Raw genomic sequence first — 19,213 nt, 5'->3', positions numbered from 1 at the left:
CCAAGCGATGCATCGATGACGCGGAGCCGGCCAGCGGCCGGCACTACCCCGATCGATGCGGTCATCCTCCATTTCAATCTGAATGGGCCCGCCTCTGTGCGGGCCCTTTCATTTGCTGCACCGCGGGTTGCACGCCCATCATAATTATGCCGTAATTACATCGACACCAATCGGAAGCCGGTCGATGAACCCGAGCTGGGATACGTTGGAACGCAGCCGCCAGGCCCGCCTGGAACGTGCCGCGCCGTGGGCGCGGGGACGTGAGGTCGCCGCCACCGACGTGGGCGAGCTGCTGCACGCACTGCTGGAGCCAGGCGACAAGGTCTGCCTGGAGGGCAACAACCAGAAGCAGGCCGATTTCCTCGCCCAGGCCCTGGCCGATCTTGACCCGGCCCGCGTGCACGACCTGCACATGGTGCAGTCGGTGCTGTCGCTGCCCTCGCACCTGGATGTATTCGAACGCGGCATCGCCGCGAAACTGGACTTCTCGTTCTCCGGCCCGCAATCGGTGCGGCTGGCCAACCTGGTGGCCGAAGGGCGCATCCAGATCGGTGCCATCCACACCTACCTGGAACTGTTCGGCCGCTACTTCATCGACCTGACCCCACGCGTGGCCCTGGTCGCAGCACAGGCCGCAGACCGGCACGGCAACCTGTACACCGGGCCGAATACCGAAGACACCCCGGTGATCGTCGAGGCCACGGCGTTTGGTGGCGGCATCGTCATCGCCCAGGTCAACGAGATCGTCGACACCCTCCCCCGCGTCGATATTCCTGCGGACTGGATCAACTTCGTGGTGCAGGCGCCGAAGCCGAACCACATCGAACCGCTGTTCACCCGCGATCCGGCGCAGATCTCCGAGATCCAGGTGCTGATGGCGATGATGGCGATCAAGGGCATCTACGCCGAGTACGGCGTGAACCGCCTCAACCATGGCATTGGCTTCGACACCGCGGCCATCGAGCTGCTGCTGCCGACCTACGCCGAATCGCTCGGGCTGAAGGGAAAGATCTGCCAGCACTGGGCGCTCAATCCGCACCCGGCGCTGATTCCAGCGATCGAATCGGGCTTCGTCAAATCGGTGCATTCGTTCGGTTCCGAACTGGGCATGGAGAAGTACATCGCCGCGCGCAGCGATGTGTTCTTCACCGGTGCCGATGGCTCGATGCGCTCCAACCGCGCGTTCTCGCAGACCGCCGGCCTGTATGCGTGTGACATGTTCATCGGCTCCACCCTGCAGATCGACCTGCAGGGCAACAGTTCCACTGCCACCCGCGACCGCATCGCCGGCTTCGGTGGCGCACCGAACATGGGCTCCGATGCACGTGGCCGCCGCCATGCCAGCGAGGCCTGGGTCAAGGCCGGCCAGCAGGCCGCACGCCCCGGTGAGATGCCGCGTGGCCGCAAGCTGGTGGTGCAGATGGTGGAAACCTTCCGCGAACACATGGCACCGGCCTTCGTCGATCGGCTGGACGCCTGGGAGCTGGCCGAGCGCGGACATGCCGCTGCCACCGGTGATGATCTATGGCGACGACGTCAGCCATGTACTGACCGAAGAAGGCATCGCCAACCTGCTGCTGTGCCGCACCCCTGAAGAGCGCGAACAGGCGATCCGCGGCGTGTCCGGCTATACCGCCGTGGGCATGGGGCGCGACCGCGCGATGGTGGAGAACCTGCGCGACCGCGGCGTGATCCGCCGTCCCGATGACCTCGGCATCTCCGTGCGCGATGCCAGCCGTGACCTGCTTGCGGCGCGTTCGGTGAAGGACCTGGTGCGCTGGTCCGGCGGCCTGTACGACCCGCCCAAGCGCTTCCGCAACTGGTAAGGGGCTGAGCATGGAAACCCTCGACTATCGATTCGAAGGACACACGGCGGTGCAGTTTCCGCGCGATGCAGTGCTGGTCGGCGTACTGGCCTCGGGCAACCTGGAAATCCTGCTGGAACCGGCTGCACTGGACGGCGCGATGACGGTGCGCATCATCACCGCCGCGCAGGGCTTTGGCCGCGTCTGGGAGGCGGTGATCGGTGATTTCGCACAGCGCCATCCACTGCGCGATGTACGCGTCTCGATCAACGACGCCGGCGCAACCCCGGCGGTGGTCAGCCTGCGCCTGGACCAGGCGGTGGAAACGCTGCTTGCTGGAGATCCACGATGAACCGGACGCAGCGCCACAGTTACTACGAAGCCGATGCACGCGAGCGCATCGCCGGGCTGATCGACGCCGGCTCGTTCCGTGAATTCCTGGGCCCTACGCGGCGGATGATGAGCCCGCACCTGGCACAGCTCGACCAGCCCGCGGCGTTCGACGACGGTATCGTTGTCGGCGAAGCCACACTGCGCGGCCGACGCGTGCTGCTGGCCGCACAGCAGGGTGAATTCATGGGCGGCGGCGTGGGCGAGGTGCACGGCGCCAAGTTGACCGGGCTGCTGCACCGTGCAGCGGAAACCCGACCTGACGGTGTGCTGCTGATGCTCGATACCGGTGGCGTGCGCCTCCACGAAGCCAATGCAGGGCTCATCGCCATTTCCGAGGTCATGCGCGCCACGCTGGATGCGCGCTGCAGGCGTCCCCGTGGTGGCGTTGATCGGCAGCGGCAACGGCGCATTCGGTGGCATGGGCATCGTCGCCCGCTGCTGCAGCACGGTGGTCATGTCCGAGGAAGGCCGGCTGTCACTGTCCGGGCCGGAAGTAATCGAGACCGTGCGTGGTGTGGAAGAGTTCGATTCCCGCGATCGTGCGCTGGTCTGGCGCGTAACGGGAGGCAAGCACCGCTACCTGATCGACCAGGCACAGGTGCTGGTGCCCGATGCCATCGAGGCGTTCGCGCAGGCTGCCAGCAATGCGCTGCAGCCCGATACCAGCAGCACCGATCCAGATACTGCACTGGCCGCGCTGCAGGAACGCCATGCGGCACTGAAGGCGCGCGTGCAGGCCTGGGGCGATTGCCGCGATGGCCTGGAGATCTGGGCGCGGCTGGGTATCACTGCCCCCGAGCGACTGCCGCTGCTCGACACCGATGCGTTCCTCATCGCCACCGCCGACCGGAGCCTGCCATGAGCATGCCGCTGCAGACCCTGCTCGATGCCCTGTTCCCGCATGGGCATGCCATTGCCGTGAACGATTCGGTGCTGACCGGCAGCGCCACCACCGAGGATGGCGAGGTGACCGTGATCGGTACCGCCGACAAACTCGATGTCGGTGTGGACCACGCATTGGCACTGGCCGAAACCGTGCTTGCCAGCACCGCCGCGCTTCCACAGCGACCGATCGTGATGCTGGTCGACACCGCCGGCCAACGCCTGGCACGCCGTGACGAACTGCTTGGCATCAACGGCTACTTCGCTCACTTGGCGCAGACGCTGGATCTGGCACGCCGACGCGGTGCGCGGCTGGTGACCCTGGTCTATGGCGAGTCGGTCAGCGGCGGCTTTCTGTCGTTCGGCCTGATGGCCGACCACATCCACGCCCTGCCCGATGCACAGGTGCGGGTGATGGACCTGCGCGCGATGGCGCGGGTGACCAAGCAACCGCTGGAGAAACTGCAGGCACTCAGCCAGAGCTCGCCGGTGTTCGCGCCGGGCGTGGAGAACTACGTGGCGATGGGTGCGGTGGAATCGCTGTGGGAGGGCGATCTTGCCCAGCACCTGCTGCAGGCGCTGCGCGCCCGCCGAAGGCGACCTGCGTGCCGCACGCGGCGCACAGCGCGGCGGTCGTGCCCTGGCGGCAGGCGTTTCATCTGCGGTGGCCCACGGCGATGCCTGAGCGGCCCGCCCGCCACACGCTGGCCTGGCTGTCGGCCGATGCCGACTGGCGGGCTGACGTGACTGCACAGGAACCACGCCTGGCAGCGTGGTTCGCGCAGGGCCTGCCGGCCATGGTGGCGCGCTGTGCGGCGGACGACCCCGACCCTCGGCTGCGCCTGGGGGTACCGCTACCGCCAAGCGAAGGCAAGCAACGGCTGGCGCTGCGCGTGACCCTGCAGGACGTTCAGCAGCTGCAGCCTCCCCCTCCCTTGGATCACGTTCTCGCCGGCGGCGTTCCGGCGGATTGGCAGGCGGCGTTGCAGGCAATGCTGCGGCTTGCACCAGCCCGCGTATTCGGCGCCTTCGCATGGCAGCACCTCAGCGGACTGCCCTATGTGCACCCGCGCTCGGACATCGACCTGCTGTGGCAGGTGGATGACGCGCGCCAGGCCGACCTGCTGGTCGAACGCCTGCAGCACTGGGAAAGCGCCTACGGGCATCGCGTAGATGGCGAACTGTGCCTGGTGGATGGTGGCGCGGTGAACTGGCGCGAATACGCCGGTCGCAGCCGCGAAGTACTGGTCAAACGCATTGATGGTGCCGCTCTGGAACTGCGCGAGGCCTTGTTCAACGCCACTGGAGTTGTCGCATGAACGCCGTCGTGAAGCGCGTCGCCCGGTCCACCCCGGCGGTGGACAGCGCGCCTGGGGCGCCTTGCCATCGCCAGCCTGCACGCCGAACTGGCCCTTGCCCCCAAACCGGGACTGGTTACACCGTTCGATTGCGGCAGCCACCACGACATGGATGCCGGCACCTTCCTGCGCAGCCTGTTCGCGTTGCGCCACTATTTCATCGCCGTGGCCGACGCCGGTGCCAGCGCGGCGCCGTTCCAGACGCTGCGCCGGCATGGCATCGCCGCCGAGATATCGATGCTGCACGCCACTGCGGGCATCAACACCCATCGCGGTGCGATCTTCAGCCTTGGCCTGCTGGTGGCCGCGTCCGCTGCCTGCTGGGGCCGCGCGGGCCGTGTCGCCGCAGCCGAGCAGGTCTGCCAGGAAGTGCGCCGTTGGGCGCCCGAGCTCGCCGACGCGCCTCTGGATGCGAACAGCCCTGGCCAGCGCGCGCGTGCACGGCACGGCGTGCAAGGCGTGCGCGAACAAGCGGCCGCCGGCTACCCGCTGCTGCGCGAAGTGGCACTGCCTGCCCTGCGCCACGCACTGGCCAGCGGCCTGCCGCGCGAGGCCGCGATGTGCCAGACCCTGATGCAGCTGATCGCGTGCGTGGATGACCTCAACCTGCTGCACCGTGGCGGCGCCGACGGCCTGCGCTGGGCCCAGCGGCAGGCACGCACCTTCCTGGACGCCGGCGGCACCTTCGCGCCGGACTGGCAGGTACATCTGCGTCGCATCGGTGACGGCTTCGTCATGCGCCGGCTGAGCCCGGGCGGCAGCGCAGACCTGTTGGCCTGCAGCGTGTTCCTGCTGCAGCAGGAGCAGGCATGAGCCTGGCCCTGCTCTGCCCTGGCCAAGGCGCGCAGCACGCGGCGATGTTCGATCGCGTGCGCGATCTGGCTGCCGCGCGGCCGGTGCTCGATGCCACGAGCGAACTGCTCGGCCGCGATGTATTCGCTGCTGCGGCGGCCGACGACCGCTTCGACAATGTGCGGGCGCAACCACTGCTGTGCGCAGCAAGCCTGGCGCATTGGCAGGGCCTGCGCGAGGTATTGCCAACGCCGACGGTGATCGCGGGTTACAGCATCGGCGAGCTGGCCGCACATGCCATCGCCGGCGGCGTCGATGCGGCCACCTGCCTTGCCCTGGCTGCGCAGCGCGCTGTTGATGGACAGTGCCAACCCCGCCGATGCAGGCCTGCAGGCAGTGCTTGGCCTGGAACGCCATGTACTGCAGCCGCTGTGCGATCTGCACGGAGCGCACGTGGCCATCGCCAACGGGCAGGACCATTTCATCGTGGGCGGCACGCACGCCTCATTGCAGCGGCTGGCCGATGCCGCGCGGCCGCAGGGTGCGGACATCCGTCCACTGCCGGTGCACGTGCCTGCACACACACCGTTGCTGGCAGCGGCGGTCGCACCGTTCGCTGCCGCACTCGACGCCTCGCCACTGCAGGCCCCACGCCTGCCGCTGCTGGCCGGCATCGATGCGCGACCGGTGCGGGATCGCGCAACGGCAGTCCACACGCTGTCGGCGCAGCTCGCGCAGACCATCGAATGGGCGCAGGTGATGCGCCAGGCCTTCGAGCGTGGCGCGCGGGTGTTCCTGCAGCTGGGCCCGGGCAACGCATTGGCGCGCATGGTCGCGCCGGCCTATCCGTGCTGCGAGGTGCGCGCGGTGGAAGAGTTCCAGAGCCTTGAAGGCGCCGCGGCGTGGGTCCGCAGCGCGCTGGAGCGGCTGCAGTAACGGGTTCGAGCAGTACGTATCACGCAACACGCAGTACGTCGCCTTACCCCGGGATGGCGGGTCTCCATCCGCGCTGTACGTGAGTCACGTGTCTGGGAGGGCGCATGAGTCCACAAATCGCAACGATCATCGGTCTGGTGATCATGTTCATCGTCGCCACCGCGATGCCGATCAACATGGGCGCCGTCGCCTTCGCGCTGGCCTTCATCATCGGCGGGCTGTGGGTCGACATGGGGGGCAAAGAGGTGCTGGCCGGCTTCCCCGGCGATCTGTTCCTGACCCTGGTCGGCATTACCTATCTGTTCGCCATCGCGCAGAAGAACGGCACCATCGACCTGCTGGTGCACTGGGCAGTGAAAGCCGTGCGCGGCCATATCGTGGCCATTCCGTGGGTGATGTTCGTGATCACCGCGGTCCTCACTGCGTTCGGTGCACTGGGCCCGGCGGCGGTCGCGATCATCGGCCCGGTCGCGCTGCGCTTTGCCAAGCAGTACAACATCAATCCACTGATGATGGGCCTGCTGGTCATCCATGGTGCGCAGGCGGGCGGCTTCTCGCCGATCAGCGTGTACGGCAGCATCACCAATGGCGTGGTGCAGAAGGCCGGGCTGGAAGTGACCGAGATGGCGGTGTTCCTGACCAGTCTGGGCTTCAACTTCATGATGGCGACGATCTGCTTCTTCGCCTTTGGTGGCATCGCCCTGCTGCGCCGTGGCTCGATCACCGCAGCAGGAACGCTCGGCACTGCCGAGCTGGCGATGGCCGGTGGCCCGCAGGCGTCGTCGCGCCAGTTCGCGATCGAAGGTCATGGCGCGCTGGTCGCGGCAGGCGGCGGCACGCTCAGCAATGATCCGGTAGCACTGGATGCGGTGAACCTGACCCGCGAGCGGTTGTTCACCCTGATCGGCCTGCTCGGCCTGGGCGTGGCCGCGCTGATCTACAACCTCAACGTCGGCCTGGTCTCGATCACCGTGGCGGTGGCGCTGGCGCTGTTGTCCCCGCAGAGCCAGAAGGGTGCGGTCGATGGCATCAGCTGGTCCACCGTGCTGCTGATCTGCGGCGTGGTGACCTACATCGGCGTGCTGGAACATGCCGGCGCGGTGGACTTCATCGGCAATGGCGTGTCCGACATCGGCATTCCGCTGCTCGGCGCGCTGCTGGTCTGCTACGTCGGCGGCATTGTCTCCGCATTCGCTTCGTCGGCAGCGGTACTCGGCGCGACGATCCCATTGGCGGTGCCGTTCCTGATGCAGGGCCACCTCAGCGCCGCCGGCGTGATCTGCGCGCTGGCGGTGTCATCCACCATCGTCGATGTCAGCCCGTTCTCGACCAATGGCGCACTGGTGGTGGCCTCGGCCGCGAAGGAAGAACGCGAGACCCTGTTCCGCCGCTTCCTGGTGTACAGCGGCCTGGTGGTTGCGCTCGGACCGCTGCTGGCCTGGCTGGTGTTCGTGGTGCCGGGCTGGATGTAACCGCCCAGCGGGGTGCCGACCGCTGGCCGGCACTCTCATGAAGCCATCCAGCGATCATGGGTTGCCGGCCAGCGGCCGGCACTACCTGGCGGTACACTTCCACCATGGCCATTGCCCCTGCCCCGCGGTCACCGAAGAAGCGCCCCCCCTGTACGAAGAGGTGGCCGAACACGTGCGCGAGCGCATCTACGATTACCGGCTGCCGCCGGGAGAATGGATCGACGAGCCCGCGCTGTGCGAAGAACTGGGCATCAGCCGCACGCCGCTGCGCGAGGCGCTGAAGCTGCTGGCCGCCGAAGGCCTGGTGCAGATCGATGCGGGTCGTGGCAGCCGGGTCACGCGACTGACGCTGGAAGACCTCAACCAGCTGTTCCCGGTGATGGCGATGCTGGAAGGCCGCTGCGCGCATGAGGCGGTGAAGCACATCGACGATGCCGGCGTGCAGCAGCTCGAAGACCTGCATGCAGCGATGGAAGCGGCTGCGGCCGAGGGCAACATCGCCGAGTACTACCGCAACAACTACCTGATCCACGAAACCGTGCAGCATTACGCGGGCAACCCCTGGCTGATCCGCATCACCCACGACCTGCACCGCATCCTGAAGATGCATCGTGGCCGTCAGCTGCTGACCCCGGGTCGCACCGCGCAGTCGCTGGCCGAACACCGCGAGCTGATGGAATGCTTCCGCCGCCGCGACGCGCAGGCTGCCGAACGCACCATGGAACGCCATCTGCTGAGCCAGGGCCAGGCACTGGCCGCCTATGTGGCGGCAGGCGGGCTGCTGAACGTACCGGCGCCGTTGCCGACCGAAGGCGGCGGCTGAGCTGTTGGGGTTGCCGGCCAGCGGCCGGCACTACCGGCCGCAGCCAACCGCTGTTCTGTAGAGTCGAGCCATGCTCGACTGCCTTTCGATCAGGCACCGCAGCGTTGGAGCGAAGTGCAGTCGAGCATGGCTCGACTCTACAGAGGTCTCAATCGCCGCAGCTGCCGCCTTCACCCCCACCGCCATCACTGCTGCAGTCGGAGCTGCTGTAGCTGTGATGACTGTGGCTGTCCCCGGAATAGCCGCCGGAAAAATCGGCGGGCCCACCGCCACTGCCATCGCTCCGCGCGGGTGAGCCATCGGCCGTGGCCACTGCCATGCACAGGATCGCGCCGACCAGCGGCAGCAGCCAGACCAGCAGCAGCTGCACCGTCCGGCCGCCCGCCGACAGGCCGTCGCGCTGCGCGATCACCACGGTGGCCACCACGTTCAGGCCCAGCACCAGCAGGACCAGCAGAAGGGTAACGATCAGCATTCGGCGACTCCATGCCTGGACTGGGGGCATTATGGCCTGCCACCCCGGCAATGGCCCTGCCTGTCATGAAGATGGGACAATGTAGGGCGCGCCGGCCTGCCCCGTGGCCGCCGGCGCCCCCCGCACCACACGGAAGAAGAAGAACAACAACATGCTGAAAGTCATTTTCGATACCGACCCGGGCGTCGACGACGCCCTGGCCCTGCTGTACCTGCACAAGCACGCCCAGATCGACCTGATCGGCGTCACCACCACCTTCGGCAATGCCTCGGTGGAGTCGACCACGCACAACGCGCTGTACCTGAAGCAGGCCTGGGGCTTTGCCGCTCCGGTCGCGCGCGGTGCCGGTGGCCCGCTGCAGCCGGAAGCCACCCCGGAAGCCTGGCCGGTGCACATCCATGGCCAAAACGGCCTGGGCAACCACCCGGTGCCGGCCAGCCTGGACGTGGCCGCCGATGCGCGCCCGGCCCATCAGCTGATCATCGACCTGGTCCGCGCCCATCCGGGCGAGGTGACCCTGGTCGCGGTCGGCCGCATGACCAACCTGGCCCTGGCACTGCAGCAGGCCCCGGACATCGCCGGCCTGGTGCGCGGCGTGGTGATCATGGGTGGCGCTTTCCACGTCAACGGCAACATCACCCCGGCCGCCGAGGCCAACATCTGGGGCGATGCCGAAGCCGCCGACGTGGTGTTCACCGCCAGCTGGCCGGTCACCGCGATCGGTCTGGACGTGACCACCCGCGTGGAAATGGACCGTGACGGCCTGGACACGCTGGCGGCCATCGGCGGTGCCGACGCCGAGCTGGTCCGTGCGCTGTCGCAGGACTACGTAGACTTCTACCTGCAGGCCGGCCACAAGGGCATGGTCGTGCACGACTGCTGCGCGTGCATCGCGCTGACCCGCCCGGAGCTGTTCCAGTTCGAGCGCGCCAGCGTGCGCGTGGCCACCGACGGTGTCGCCCGCGGCATGACCATTCCCAAGCCGGAAGGCCTGGCGTTCGGTCCCAGCGTGTGGGATGGCCACGTGGTGCAGTCGATTGCCATCGGCGTGGATGCGGCCGCGGTACTGGCCGACATCGAGCAGACCCTGAAGGTCTGACCTGCTAGCGCCTGGCCCTGCCCGGGACCGTCTCGGGCAGGGTCCACAGCACCGGCAGCACCAGCACCGCCACCAGCGCGATCATCGCGCCCGGCGCCGCTGCCCAGCCGCTGCGCTCCACCCACCATTGCGCCAGCCATGGCGTTGCCCCGCCGAAGAATGCGGTGGCCATGGTCACCCCCAGTGCCAACCCGCTGACCCGGCCCTCGCCCGGGAACTGCTCGGCCGTAGCCGGGGCCGCCACCGCGCTCACTCCACCGGCTACACAGGCCAGCAGCACCGCCGCCAGCGCGATGCCCAGCGCCGTCGCTTGTGCCATCCACGCGAACAGGGACAGCGGCAGCAGCGCCGCCAGCAGAGTCAGGCCCAACAGCATCGGCCGTCGCCCGACGCGGTCGGACAATGCGCCACACAACGGCGTGATCGCAATGACCGCCACTGCCGCAATCGTCGACAGCCACAGTGCATCGCCCTCATCGTGGCCCCGTGCGTGCAGGAATGCGGGCACGTAGGTAATGCCCACGTAGTAAGTGATCGACCCCAGCGCCGAAATCGCAAACGTGCGCGCTACCGCCAGCGGGTGGTTACGCAATACGTGGCGAAGCGGCGTAGCCGGAATACTGCCCTCGCGACGCTGGCGTTCGAACTCCGGCGATTCGTGCATGCCCGAGCGCGCAACCAGGATCACCAGTGCCAGCGCGGCACCGAAGAAGAACGGAATGCGCCAGCCCCAGCTGTCCAGCTGCGCGGTGGGCAGCAGCGCAACCGTAAGCGCCGAGATCGCCACCGCCAGCAGCGCGCCCACCTCGCTGGCCGCCGATGCCAGCGAGGTCACCAGGCCACGTCGCCGTGCTGGTGCGCTTTCCAGCAGGTACGCCACCACGCCGGTGTACTCACCGCCCACCGAAAATGCCATCACGCAGCGCAGTACCAACAGCAGCACGCCCGCCGTAGTGCCCGCCGTGGCCGCTGTCGGCAGCAGCGCGGTGGCCAGCATCGCCGCTGCCATCAAGGCCATCGATGCCAGCAGCATCCAGCGCCGGCCCAGCCGGTCCCCCAGGTGGCCGAAGCACAGTGCGCCCAGCGGGCGCATCAGGTAGGACACCGCAAAGCCGGCCAGGGTGACCAGCAGCGCCTGCTCGCCACCACCGAAGAACACCCGCGACAGCACCGTGGCGAAGTACAGATACAAGGTGAAGTCGTACCACTCCACCACCGTGGACAGGCCGGCCACCCACATCGAGCGCTGCCGCTCGGCAGTCATTGCGTGTTCGCCTTCAACAGCCCCAATCCCGGTTGCGCAGGTTCGGGGAGGATGTCATGGCCGGGGTGAAATACCGGTCATCGGCTGTCCGTCGCCTGCATGTACTGGGTTTCATGGCCGGTGAATCGCTCACCGTCAAAGCCGAAGCAGAAGCGGCCTTCCTCGAACACGCGGTAGACCAGCAACGCACCATTGAGGCAGAACTGCTGCTGGTCCACGCCCGTTTCCAGTGTCCCGTAGCCGGCGGCGTCTCCGCCCTTCCCCGCCGGGCCGGTGAAGGCATCGATCGGCAATGGCGTGGCGCGTCCGGTGCGGGTGTCGACCAGCACCAGCGTGCGCTGGAAGTGCTCGGGACGATCATCGACCTGTACCAGCAGATAGTGCTGGTTGAAATTGGGCTTATGATGCTGGAGAGCTTCTTCAATGGCGGCCCGGTGCCGCGCATCGCAGAAGTCGACCGGGCTGTAGCGGTAGCTGCAACCGTCGTGGTCGTAGGGCAGGTTCATGCCGGACTGGCTGCTCGCGTCATCTCCCAGCTCCGGCGTGCTGCACAGCAGCCACGAGCGCTGCGCATCTTCAGGATCGGCCATCAGCTTCGGTTCGCGGCCCTGCTCGTAAGACGCGCCGCCCGGAAATTCCTGCCCGAAGCGCTGGCGGACGATGGGACGCGCCTTCTCCAGCGGCAGGCCGATCTTCACGCCACGGAACGAGACGAAGGTCATCGTCGGCAGGATCACCTCCTCCACCGGCAGTCCCTTCCACTGCCCCTGCACGCAGAACGTGGCGATCTCGTTCTCTTCGTCCACCTTGCAGGGCTTCGGCGTATTCGTGGCCAGCCAGGGATGTGCCGGACGCTCGGTCTGCTGATCGATGTACCAGCCGTCCAGCGCACAGGTCGGCAGGGCATCGAGCAGAGGCGAGATGTCTGTTGTTGTGGTCGGCGCGGCAAGTGGCGTGTCGGCAGCGGGTGCGTCGGCCGGTTCGTCTGGTGTGCGCTGGCAGGCCGCCAGCAGCAGTGCGGCGATCAGCAGTGCAGCGTGACGTGGGCGCCGGATTGAATGATGCGTTCCCTGCATTGCGTGGTGCTCCCTGGTTTCAACACTCGCTGCGGATGATCGCCGATCCCGGGGTGGTGCAGGAATGCCGTAGATCCACGCCATGCGTGGATGCTCTCGCATCGGGGTCAGATCCCTTTGCTGCGGCAAACGGATCTGACTCCGCCCGTTACCCCGGCAGCTGCAGCTCCGCTCGCAAGCCGCCGCCCTCGCGGTTGTGCAGCCGCAGCGAGCCGCCCAGCGACTGTGCCAGCTGCACCGCGATGGCCAGGCCCAGGCCGGTGCCGCCGGTATCGCGGTTGCGCGAGCTTTCCAGCCGATGGAACGGTGCCAGCACCGCCTGCAGCTGGTTCTCGGGAATTCCCGGGCCATGGTCGGAAATGCTGATCCATACCCTGCCAGCCTCATCGCGGCCCGCCCCGATCTCGGCGGCGCCGGCGTAGCGCACTGCGTTGTCGACCAGATTGCCGACCACCCGTCGCAGCGGCTGCGGCCAGGTCTGCACGATCAGTCCAGCGGGTGCACCGCCACTGACCGGCTTGCCCATGTCCTCGTAGTCGCCGACCACGCTGGCCAGGAACGCCCCCAGGTCCATCGACACTGGCGCGCCACTGGCGACGTGGCTGCTGCGCGCATAGGCCACGCCTTCCCGCACCAGTTGCCCAAGGTGGTCGAGGTCGGCCAGCAGTCGCTGCTGGGTGCTGTCTTCAGGCAGGGTCTCCACCCGAAGCTTCATGCGCGTGATGGGGGTCTGCAGATCGTGCGAGATCGCTGCGAGGATCTGCAGGCGCTCACTGACATGTCCACGAATGCGTGCCTGCAGCGCGTTGAGTGCAGCCGCCGCACCGCCTACTTCCGCAGGACCATCTTCAGGCAGTGCCGGCCCGTCCTTGCCCGGCTGCAGCTGTTCCACCGCCTGCGACAACTGCTGCAGCGGGCGCATGGCCAGGCGCACCGCCAACCACGCGCACACCAGCAGCAGCGCCAGCTGCACCAGCAGCACGGCGGGCAGCCAACGTGCCAGCGGCAGGCCCGACGGAGTGACTTCAATGGTCAAGGGTGTGCCGTCGTGCAGGCGCAGTTCCACCTCGAACCGCTCCGGCAGGCGAGCCACCTGGCGCGCCTGCAACGGATAGCGGTGCTGCAGGCTGTCGTCGATGATCGCCGTGACCTGGCGTGCACGATCGGTCTGCAGCCTCGGCCCGGCCGAAGCCGGGCGCAGCAGGTAGCGGTAGGTGCGCCGCTCCAGCCGCGGCACCCAGGCCTCACGCTGCGCCACAGGCAGGTGCTCCAGCAGCGCGACACTCACCGCCACATCCTCGTCGAGGTTGCGCAGCATCATGCTGCGGGTGGACTGGTAGCGTTCGAAGAACAGCAGGCCGAAGGACAGTGCGTGGGCCAGGGCCAGTCCGCCCAGCAACACCAGCAGCAGCCGCGCCGACAGCGTGCGCGGCCAGCGTGGACGGCGTGCGGTGGTGTTCATTCGTCCGGCCCCAGCAACTGCACCGGCACGCTGAACACATAGCCTTCGCTGCGCACGGTCTTGATGTAGGTCGGCTCGCGTGCGTCGTCACCCAGGCGCTGCCGCACGCGGCTGACCAACAGGTCGATCGAGCGGTCGAACAGTTCGGCATCGCGGCCCTGGGTGAGGCTGAGCAGCTGGTCACGGCTGAGCACCCGATTGGCGTGATCGAGGAACACGCGCAACAGGCGGAACTCGGCACCACTGAGCGGATACGCGGTGTCCTGCGCATCCAGCAGATGGCGCGCGGTGGTATCCAGGCGCCAGGCACCGAAGGCCAGTTGGCGACCGGCTTCGCTCACCTGCAGGTTCGGCGGCAGCATCCGGGTGCGACGGATCACCGCGTTGATGCGTGCCAGCAGTTCGCGCGAGGAAAAGGGCTTGGTCACGTAGTCGTCAGCGCCCATTTCCAGGCCGATGATGCGGTCGGTCTCGTCGTCGCGGGCGGTCAGCAGCACCACCGGCACCGCACGATGCTTGCCGGCGCGCAGGTTGCGGCACAGGCTCAGGCCGTCCTCGCCTGGCATCATCACGTCCAGCACCACCAGATCCACGGCATGGGTATCCATCAGCGCGCGCATGGCCCGGCCACCGTCGGCCTGGCTCACGCGCAGGCCGTTGCGTTGCAGGTAGTCGGCCAGCATCTGGCGGATATCGCTGTCATCGTCGACGACCAGGATGTGCGGTACAGGGTTCATTGCGTTCTCGATGAAGGCAGGGGGACAGCGCCGCGCGGCGCGGCCATGGTAGCGCGGCTCAGGGGCTGGCCAGCTGGCGCTGGATCTCGCTTTCGGTACGTGCGTAGTCGCCCTCACCGTAATGGCGGTAGACCACCCGCCCCTGCCGGTCGAGCAGGTACAGCGCGGGCCAGAAGCGGTTGCCCCACGCGTTCCAGATCCGGTACTGGTTGTCCTGCACCACCGGCCAGGTGATATCCAACCGTGCGATGGCCTTGCGCACGTTGCCGGGCAGCCCTTCATAGGCGAACTCGGGCGTATGCACGCCGATCACCCTCAGGCCCTGCGACGCGTAGCGTGCATGCCACTGGTGGACGTATGGCGCCACGTTGAGGCAGTTGCTGCAGGTGTAGGTCCAGAACTCGACCAGTACCACCTGCCCCCGCAACTGCTTCAGTGTCATCGGTGGGCTGTTGTGCCAGGGCCCGCCATCGCCGAACCCCGCCTTCGGTGCTGCGTCGAGTGGCTGCGCGCCGGCCTCGGCGCTGGGCCAGGCCAGCAGCAACGCCGCTCCACCCAGCAGGCCCAGCAGCAGGGGCAGTGCATACCCTCGCAGTGCGGCCATCGCTCAGCCCCCCTGCTCGGCCAGCGGCAGTTCGGCCGGCTTCACGCCTGCCGCCTCCAGGATGCTGTCGGCCACCTGCGCCGGATGCGAAAGCAGCGACACGTGGCTGCTGCCGATCGACTGCAGCTGTGCGCCGATGCGGCGTGCGGTGGCGGCCTGCAGCTGCGGCGACAGCATGCGGTCATCGCGGCTGAGCACGTACCAGCTCGGCTTGCTGCGCCACGCCGCAACGTTCACCACCTCGCCCAGCGCGCTGGCCTTCAACGGGACCTGGGTGCTGTACAGCAGCGCAGCCGACTTCTTCATCACGTCCGGCGCGAAGTCCTGGGCGATCGCATCGGCAGGCAAGGTCAGGTAGCCATCCCTCTCCTGCAGTCGGGCCAGGCCCGGACCGACCGGGAAGCCCTCGCCCTGCTGTGCCGATGACTGCCCGGCATCCGGTGCGAACGCGGCCACGTACACCAGCGCCTGCACCTTCGGGTCATCGCCCGCTTCGGTGATGACCGTGCCGCCCCAGCTGTGGCCGACCAACACCACCTTGCCCGGTGCGGCGGCAATGGCGCGACGGGTGGCGGCGACGTCGTCGGCCAACGAGGTGAGCGGATTCTGTACGGCCACCGCCGGCAGCTTCCAGTCATGCAGGGTGCGGATGACCTTGCTCCAGCTGGAGCCATCGGCGAACGCGCCGTGCACCAGGATGACGGTGGGCGGTGCAGCGGTATCGGCCTGGCTGGCGAAGGCGGGGGCGGCTGCGCCAGCAAGGGCGAGAGCAGCGGCAAGCAACGAGGTACGGATCATGGGTGGCACTCCGGTGTTGGGAGTGGCCATTTCCGCCTGCCGGTGTATCACCGCTGTTTCTCCGCGGCGCGGAGTTGTACCGGACTGTAGGGCGCAGGCGGGTTTCTACAGTGGGATACATTCGGGCGCCGGGCCCGGCCGGGCGCTACCGGGTGGATATCGCTGCCCGCACGCGGGCGCGCACCGCCCCGATGTGCCTCGACACATCGCCTTTGTATCTGACTGTACGAAACCCCGGCCGCGGCCACAGTCGCTGACAAAACCCCGGGCAACGGCACACGTTGCCGATACCTGCGCCGCCTGAAATGGCCTCCACCGACCACTGGCCCGCAGGACACCACCATGATCAGCACCGCCTCTTCCGTGTATACCCCCCGCCTGGACGCCGTCGGCCGCTGGCTCTCGCCATTGGCGCTGCGCACCCTGCTGGCCTGGGAGTTCTTTGAATCCGGCCGCGAAAAGCTGGGCGGCCAGAACTGGTTCGCCGACCTGGAAGGTCGCTTCCCATTCCCGTTCTCCACCCTGCCCGCATCACTGAACTGGCAGCTGGCCACCTGGCTGGAACTAGTGGGCGCGGTGATGCTGCTGCTCGGCCTGGCCACGCGCTCGGTGGCCTACGTCTTCTGGGTCCTCACCATCGTTGCCATCGCCGCCGTGCACTGGCCCGACCAATGGAACGGCCTGGGTGAACTCTGGCAGGGCTACGCGATCACCGACCAGGGCTACGGCAACTTCAAGCTGCCGCTGCTGTTCCTGGCCATGTTGCTGCCGCTGATCCTCAACGGCGGTGGCGCGCTCAGCGTGGACCGGCTGTTGGCCGGCTCACAGCATGCCCCTGTCGGCAATGACGGCCTGGGCTGGGGCGTCAGCCTCATCGCTCTGCTGCTGCCGGTTGCCGCGCTGCTGCCCGGCATCGGCTTCGGCGGTGCCCTGCTCGGTGGTGTGCTGCTGGTGGGCTACGTACTGCGCCGTCGCCGCAACGCCTGATCCGCTTCGCCCCTTCACCGCGCTTCTTCCCTTCGTTTCCGTCGCCTTCAAGCGGCGTCCATCCCGCACGCCCCGCGTGCATTCCCAAGGAGTCACCACCATGTCCGTCTCGACCAAGAACACCCTCTCCTCCCGCCTGCCGCGCATCGGTGCCGTCGGCATCGCCCTGGCCGGTGGCCTGCTGCTGGCCGGCCAGGCTGCGGCGATCCAGCCACTGGCGATCAGTGCCGTGGCCATGAGCGCCGCCGCCGAAGGCAAGTGCGGTGAAGGCAAGTGCGGGGCCAACAAGACCGCCACCGGCAAGCCCGCCGGCAAGGCCAAGGTGGCCGAGGGCCAGTGTGGTGAAGGCAAGTGCGGCGACGCCTCGTTTGCCCGCACCGACCGCGACCACGACGGCAAGGTCTCGCGTGCCGAGTTCAACGCTGTGGCCGCCAAGCGCGCCGCCGAGTTCGACCGCATCGACACCGACCACGACGGATACATCAGCGAGCAGGAAGCGCACGACTACCTGCGCAGCGTCTACACCGCCAACGGCAAGCCGATGCCGAAGGGCCTGTTCTCCCGCGTTGCCGATTGATCGACGTTCACCCGGCGCCGCCTTCAAGGCGGCGCCCCTCTCTCTGGAGCATCCACCATGTCACTGCCCCTGCCCGCCCATGCCGCCGGTCTTGGCCTGCGCCGTGGGCTGATCGACGAACTGCTGGCCATGCCGGCCGGAGCCATCGACTTTCTCGAAGTCTCCCCCGACAACTGGATCGGCATCGGCGGCGCACACGGCGCTGCGCTGCGCCAACTCAGCGAACGCCACCCCCTGACCTGCCATGGCCTGTCGCTGTCGCTGGGCGGTCCTGATCCGCTGGACCGCACCCTGCTGGCACAGACCCGTGCCTTCCTCGACCTGCACCAGGTGCAGCTGTACAGCGAACACCTGAGCTACTGCGCCGCCGGCGGCCATGTCTACGACCTGCTGCCGCTGCCGTTCACCGCCGAGGCCGTTCACCATGTCGCCGGTCGCATCGCCCAGGTGCAGGAGATGCTGGGCCGACGCATCGCCGTGGAGAACATCTCCTACTACGCCATCGCCGGCGCGGACATGAGCGAGATCGACTTCATCAACGCCGTGCTCGCCGAAGCCGACTGCGACCTGCTGCTGGACGTCAACAACGTCTTCGTCAATGCCTGCAACAACGGTTACGACGCCTTCGAATTCCTGGCCCGCGTGCCGTCCCACCGTGTCGCCTCGCTGCACGTAGCGGGCCACTTCGATGAAGACGACGGCTTCAAGATCGATACCCATGGTGCGCCGGTGAAAGGCGTGGTCTGGGCGCTGTTGCGCGAGGCCTATGCGCGGGTGGGCGTGCGCCCCACGCTGCTCGAACGCGACTTCAACTTCCCCCCGCTTGCCGAATTGCTGGCCGAGGTCGGGCAGATCCGCCAGGCGCAGGCCGAGGCAGGTTGGCCCGAGGTGGCCCATGGCTGAGTCGCTGGCTACCCTGCAACGGCGCTGGGCCGATCATGTGCGCGACCCTGCAAAGACCGCACCCGATGGCATCGAGGCGCGGCGGATGGCGGTCTACCGCCGCCTGTGCATCGACAGCTTGGACACCTTGCTGGCCGGCAGCCTGCCGCGGTTGAAGTCGCAGCTGGGCGATGCCTGCTGGCGCAACACTGTCGAGCACTACTACGCGAGGCACGCCTGCCGCACGCCGTTGTTCCCACGGATCGCGGGCGAGTTCGCGGCCTGGCTGGCGGTGCAGGACACGCTGGCGCTGCCGGGCTGGGCAGCGGAACTGGCGCACTACGAGAGCACGCAGCAGTCGCTGCACATTGAAGCGCGTGACGGCGGGCGGCCGCTGCAGCGCGCTCCCGCAGGCAATGATGTGCTGGCGGTTTCGCCGTTGGTGCGGGTGCTTGGCTACCAGTGGCCAGTACATGAGGACGGGGCGCTGGAGCCGGTGTTGAGCACGGCTCCCACGCTGCTGGTGATCCAGCGCCTCGCCGATTTCAGCCTGCAGACCGAGGAACTGTCACCGCTGGCCTACGCGCTGCTGTCGGTGTTCGGTGACGACAGCGCGTCGGTGGATGAAGCACTGCAGCTGCTGCCCGAAACACATGGCGTGGCAGCGGACGCATTGCGCATGGCCTGCGTGCCTGTTCTGGGCGAGCTGTGCGCGGCGGGCGTGCTGGTTGCATTGCCTGCTTTCTGAGGTTGCCGGCCAGCGGCCGGCACTACCGTCCCCCTACTTCGAG

General features: G+C 67.8%; 17 protein-coding genes and 4 pseudogenes. 14 read left to right on the top strand and 7 right to left on the bottom strand.

Going from position 1 to position 19,213, the window contains the following annotated elements; genetic code table 11:
• Window positions 1–184 precede the first annotated feature (184 nt).
• The 9 genes and pseudogenes from mdcA (at window position 185) to ACZK2V_RS05960 (ending at window position 8,461) form a co-directional block, all read left to right on the top strand.
• A pseudogene (gene mdcA, locus ACZK2V_RS06000) lies at window positions 185–1,826 on the top strand (malonate decarboxylase subunit alpha).
• 10 nt (window positions 1,827–1,836) lie between these two features.
• Window positions 1,837–2,157, top strand: coding sequence for a malonate decarboxylase acyl carrier protein (gene mdcC / locus ACZK2V_RS05995; protein WP_049398883.1), 321 nt, complete (start codon window positions 1,837–1,839; stop codon window positions 2,155–2,157).
• Window positions 2,154–3,060 (top strand): annotated as a pseudogene (locus ACZK2V_RS05990) (biotin-independent malonate decarboxylase subunit beta). Before mdcC ends, ACZK2V_RS05990 begins: the two are co-directional and overlap by 4 nt.
• Entirely contained in the window at window positions 3,057–3,827 is a 771-nt protein-coding gene (mdcE, locus tag ACZK2V_RS05985; protein WP_486323003.1) for a biotin-independent malonate decarboxylase subunit gamma, read from the top strand. The pseudogene ACZK2V_RS05990 and the gene mdcE overlap by 4 nt, the downstream one beginning before the upstream one ends.
• On the top strand, window positions 3,758–4,399 hold the full coding sequence (gene mdcG, locus ACZK2V_RS05980; protein ID WP_071227770.1) for a malonate decarboxylase holo-[acyl-carrier-protein] synthase: 642 nt from the start codon (window positions 3,758–3,760) through the stop codon (window positions 4,397–4,399). Before mdcE ends, mdcG begins: the two co-directional genes overlap by 70 nt.
• A gap of 51 nt (window positions 4,400–4,450) precedes the next feature.
• Complete coding sequence (gene mdcB / locus ACZK2V_RS05975; protein ID WP_486323307.1) at window positions 4,451–5,251, top strand: triphosphoribosyl-dephospho-CoA synthase MdcB; 801 nt, start codon at window positions 4,451–4,453, stop codon at window positions 5,249–5,251.
• A pseudogene (gene mdcH / locus ACZK2V_RS05970) lies at window positions 5,248–6,166 on the top strand (malonate decarboxylase subunit epsilon). The gene mdcB and the pseudogene mdcH overlap by 4 nt, the downstream one beginning before the upstream one ends.
• Before the next feature lie 104 nt (window positions 6,167–6,270).
• Window positions 6,271–7,638, top strand: a complete 1,368-nt coding sequence (locus tag ACZK2V_RS05965; protein WP_107433622.1) for an SLC13 family permease — start codon at window positions 6,271–6,273, stop codon at window positions 7,636–7,638.
• Window positions 7,639–7,742: 104 nt separating this feature from the next.
• Window positions 7,743–8,461 (top strand): annotated as a pseudogene (locus tag ACZK2V_RS05960) (GntR family transcriptional regulator).
• Window positions 8,462–8,609: 148 nt separating this feature from the next.
• Here ACZK2V_RS05960 and ACZK2V_RS05955 read toward each other — a convergent pair.
• Window positions 8,610–8,936, bottom strand: a complete 327-nt coding sequence (locus ACZK2V_RS05955) for a hypothetical protein (protein ID WP_486323002.1) — start codon at window positions 8,934–8,936, stop codon at window positions 8,610–8,612.
• A gap of 151 nt (window positions 8,937–9,087) precedes the next feature.
• On the opposite strand from ACZK2V_RS05955, the gene ACZK2V_RS05950 reads away from it, so the two are divergent.
• Window positions 9,088–10,035 (top strand): nucleoside hydrolase, encoded by a 948-nt coding sequence (locus ACZK2V_RS05950; protein ID WP_049461808.1) that lies wholly within the window; start codon window positions 9,088–9,090, stop codon window positions 10,033–10,035.
• Between the two features lie 4 nt (window positions 10,036–10,039).
• Here the strand turns inward: ACZK2V_RS05950 and ACZK2V_RS05945 are convergent, their stop codons facing one another.
• The 6 genes from ACZK2V_RS05945 to ACZK2V_RS05920 form a co-directional block, all read right to left on the bottom strand.
• The gene (locus ACZK2V_RS05945) at window positions 10,040–11,299 is read right to left on the bottom strand and encodes an MFS transporter (protein WP_486323001.1); all 1,260 of its coding nucleotides are present in this window, start codon (window positions 11,297–11,299) and stop codon (window positions 10,040–10,042) included.
• A gap of 77 nt (window positions 11,300–11,376) precedes the next feature.
• Window positions 11,377–12,375, bottom strand: a complete 999-nt coding sequence (locus tag ACZK2V_RS05940; RefSeq protein ID WP_486323000.1) for a hypothetical protein — start codon at window positions 12,373–12,375, stop codon at window positions 11,377–11,379.
• Window positions 12,376–12,523: 148 nt separating this feature from the next.
• Complete coding sequence (locus tag ACZK2V_RS05935; RefSeq protein ID WP_486322999.1) at window positions 12,524–13,837, bottom strand: sensor histidine kinase; 1,314 nt, start codon at window positions 13,835–13,837, stop codon at window positions 12,524–12,526.
• A complete protein-coding gene (locus ACZK2V_RS05930; RefSeq protein ID WP_049461794.1) occupies window positions 13,834–14,574 on the bottom strand; it encodes a response regulator in 741 nt (246 codons plus the stop codon). The genes ACZK2V_RS05935 and ACZK2V_RS05930 overlap by 4 nt, the downstream gene beginning before the upstream one ends.
• Before the next feature lie 58 nt (window positions 14,575–14,632).
• Window positions 14,633–15,178: a redoxin family protein gene (locus tag ACZK2V_RS05925; RefSeq protein WP_486322998.1), complete on the bottom strand. Its 546-nt coding sequence runs from the start codon at window positions 15,176–15,178 to the stop codon at window positions 14,633–14,635.
• A 3-nt stretch (window positions 15,179–15,181) separates the two neighbouring features.
• Window positions 15,182–15,976 carry an alpha/beta hydrolase gene (locus ACZK2V_RS05920; protein ID WP_107433628.1) on the bottom strand — a complete coding sequence of 265 codons (795 nt, stop codon included), beginning with the start codon at window positions 15,974–15,976 and terminating at the stop codon, window positions 15,182–15,184.
• A 342-nt stretch (window positions 15,977–16,318) separates the two neighbouring features.
• On the opposite strand from ACZK2V_RS05920, the gene ACZK2V_RS05915 reads away from it, so the two are divergent.
• From ACZK2V_RS05915 to ACZK2V_RS05900, 4 genes are all read left to right on the top strand, one after another.
• The gene (locus ACZK2V_RS05915; RefSeq protein ID WP_107433629.1) at window positions 16,319–16,963 is read left to right on the top strand and encodes an HvfX family Cu-binding RiPP maturation protein; all 645 of its coding nucleotides are present in this window, start codon (window positions 16,319–16,321) and stop codon (window positions 16,961–16,963) included.
• A gap of 100 nt (window positions 16,964–17,063) precedes the next feature.
• Window positions 17,064–17,540 (top strand): HvfA family oxazolone/thioamide-modified RiPP metallophore, encoded by a 477-nt coding sequence (locus ACZK2V_RS05910; protein WP_107433630.1) that lies wholly within the window; start codon window positions 17,064–17,066, stop codon window positions 17,538–17,540.
• A 57-nt stretch (window positions 17,541–17,597) separates the two neighbouring features.
• Complete coding sequence (locus ACZK2V_RS05905) at window positions 17,598–18,443, top strand: HvfB family MNIO-type RiPP peptide maturase (protein ID WP_107433631.1); 846 nt, start codon at window positions 17,598–17,600, stop codon at window positions 18,441–18,443.
• Complete coding sequence (locus ACZK2V_RS05900; RefSeq protein ID WP_107433632.1) at window positions 18,436–19,170, top strand: HvfC family RiPP maturation protein; 735 nt, start codon at window positions 18,436–18,438, stop codon at window positions 19,168–19,170. Before ACZK2V_RS05905 ends, ACZK2V_RS05900 begins: the two co-directional genes overlap by 8 nt.
• Window positions 19,171–19,213 lie beyond the last annotated feature (43 nt).

It is taken from the genome of Stenotrophomonas sp. 93052_Sma (assembly GCF_056481145.1).
Note: the sequence above shows the minus strand (reverse complement) of the source record. Positions and strands in the feature narration are given on the sequence as shown.

Bases quoted from the DNA above. Each gene is read 5' to 3' on its own strand.
- mdcC (WP_049398883.1), top strand. From the start codon at position 1,837: ATGGAAACCCTCGACTATCGATTCGAAGGACACACGGCGGTGCAGTTT.
- mdcE (WP_486323003.1), top strand. From the start codon at position 3,057: ATGAGCATGCCGCTGCAGACCCTGCTCGATGCCCTGTTCCCGCATGGG.
- mdcG (WP_071227770.1), top strand. From the start codon at position 3,758: ATGCCTGAGCGGCCCGCCCGCCACACGCTGGCCTGGCTGTCGGCCGAT.
- ACZK2V_RS05965 (WP_107433622.1), top strand. From the start codon at position 6,271: ATGAGTCCACAAATCGCAACGATCATCGGTCTGGTGATCATGTTCATC.
- ACZK2V_RS05955 (WP_486323002.1), bottom strand. From the start codon at position 8,936: ATGCTGATCGTTACCCTTCTGCTGGTCCTGCTGGTGCTGGGCCTGAAC.
- ACZK2V_RS05950 (WP_049461808.1), top strand. From the start codon at position 9,088: ATGCTGAAAGTCATTTTCGATACCGACCCGGGCGTCGACGACGCCCTG.
- ACZK2V_RS05945 (WP_486323001.1), bottom strand. From the start codon at position 11,299: ATGACTGCCGAGCGGCAGCGCTCGATGTGGGTGGCCGGCCTGTCCACG.
- ACZK2V_RS05940 (WP_486323000.1), bottom strand. From the start codon at position 12,375: ATGCAGGGAACGCATCATTCAATCCGGCGCCCACGTCACGCTGCACTG.
- ACZK2V_RS05935 (WP_486322999.1), bottom strand. From the start codon at position 13,837: ATGAACACCACCGCACGCCGTCCACGCTGGCCGCGCACGCTGTCGGCG.
- ACZK2V_RS05930 (WP_049461794.1), bottom strand. From the start codon at position 14,574: ATGAACCCTGTACCGCACATCCTGGTCGTCGACGATGACAGCGATATC.
- ACZK2V_RS05925 (WP_486322998.1), bottom strand. From the start codon at position 15,178: ATGGCCGCACTGCGAGGGTATGCACTGCCCCTGCTGCTGGGCCTGCTG.
- ACZK2V_RS05920 (WP_107433628.1), bottom strand. From the start codon at position 15,976: ATGATCCGTACCTCGTTGCTTGCCGCTGCTCTCGCCCTTGCTGGCGCA.
- ACZK2V_RS05915 (WP_107433629.1), top strand. From the start codon at position 16,319: ATGATCAGCACCGCCTCTTCCGTGTATACCCCCCGCCTGGACGCCGTC.
- ACZK2V_RS05910 (WP_107433630.1), top strand. From the start codon at position 17,064: ATGTCCGTCTCGACCAAGAACACCCTCTCCTCCCGCCTGCCGCGCATC.
- ACZK2V_RS05905 (WP_107433631.1), top strand. From the start codon at position 17,598: ATGTCACTGCCCCTGCCCGCCCATGCCGCCGGTCTTGGCCTGCGCCGT.
- ACZK2V_RS05900 (WP_107433632.1), top strand. From the start codon at position 18,436: ATGGCTGAGTCGCTGGCTACCCTGCAACGGCGCTGGGCCGATCATGTG.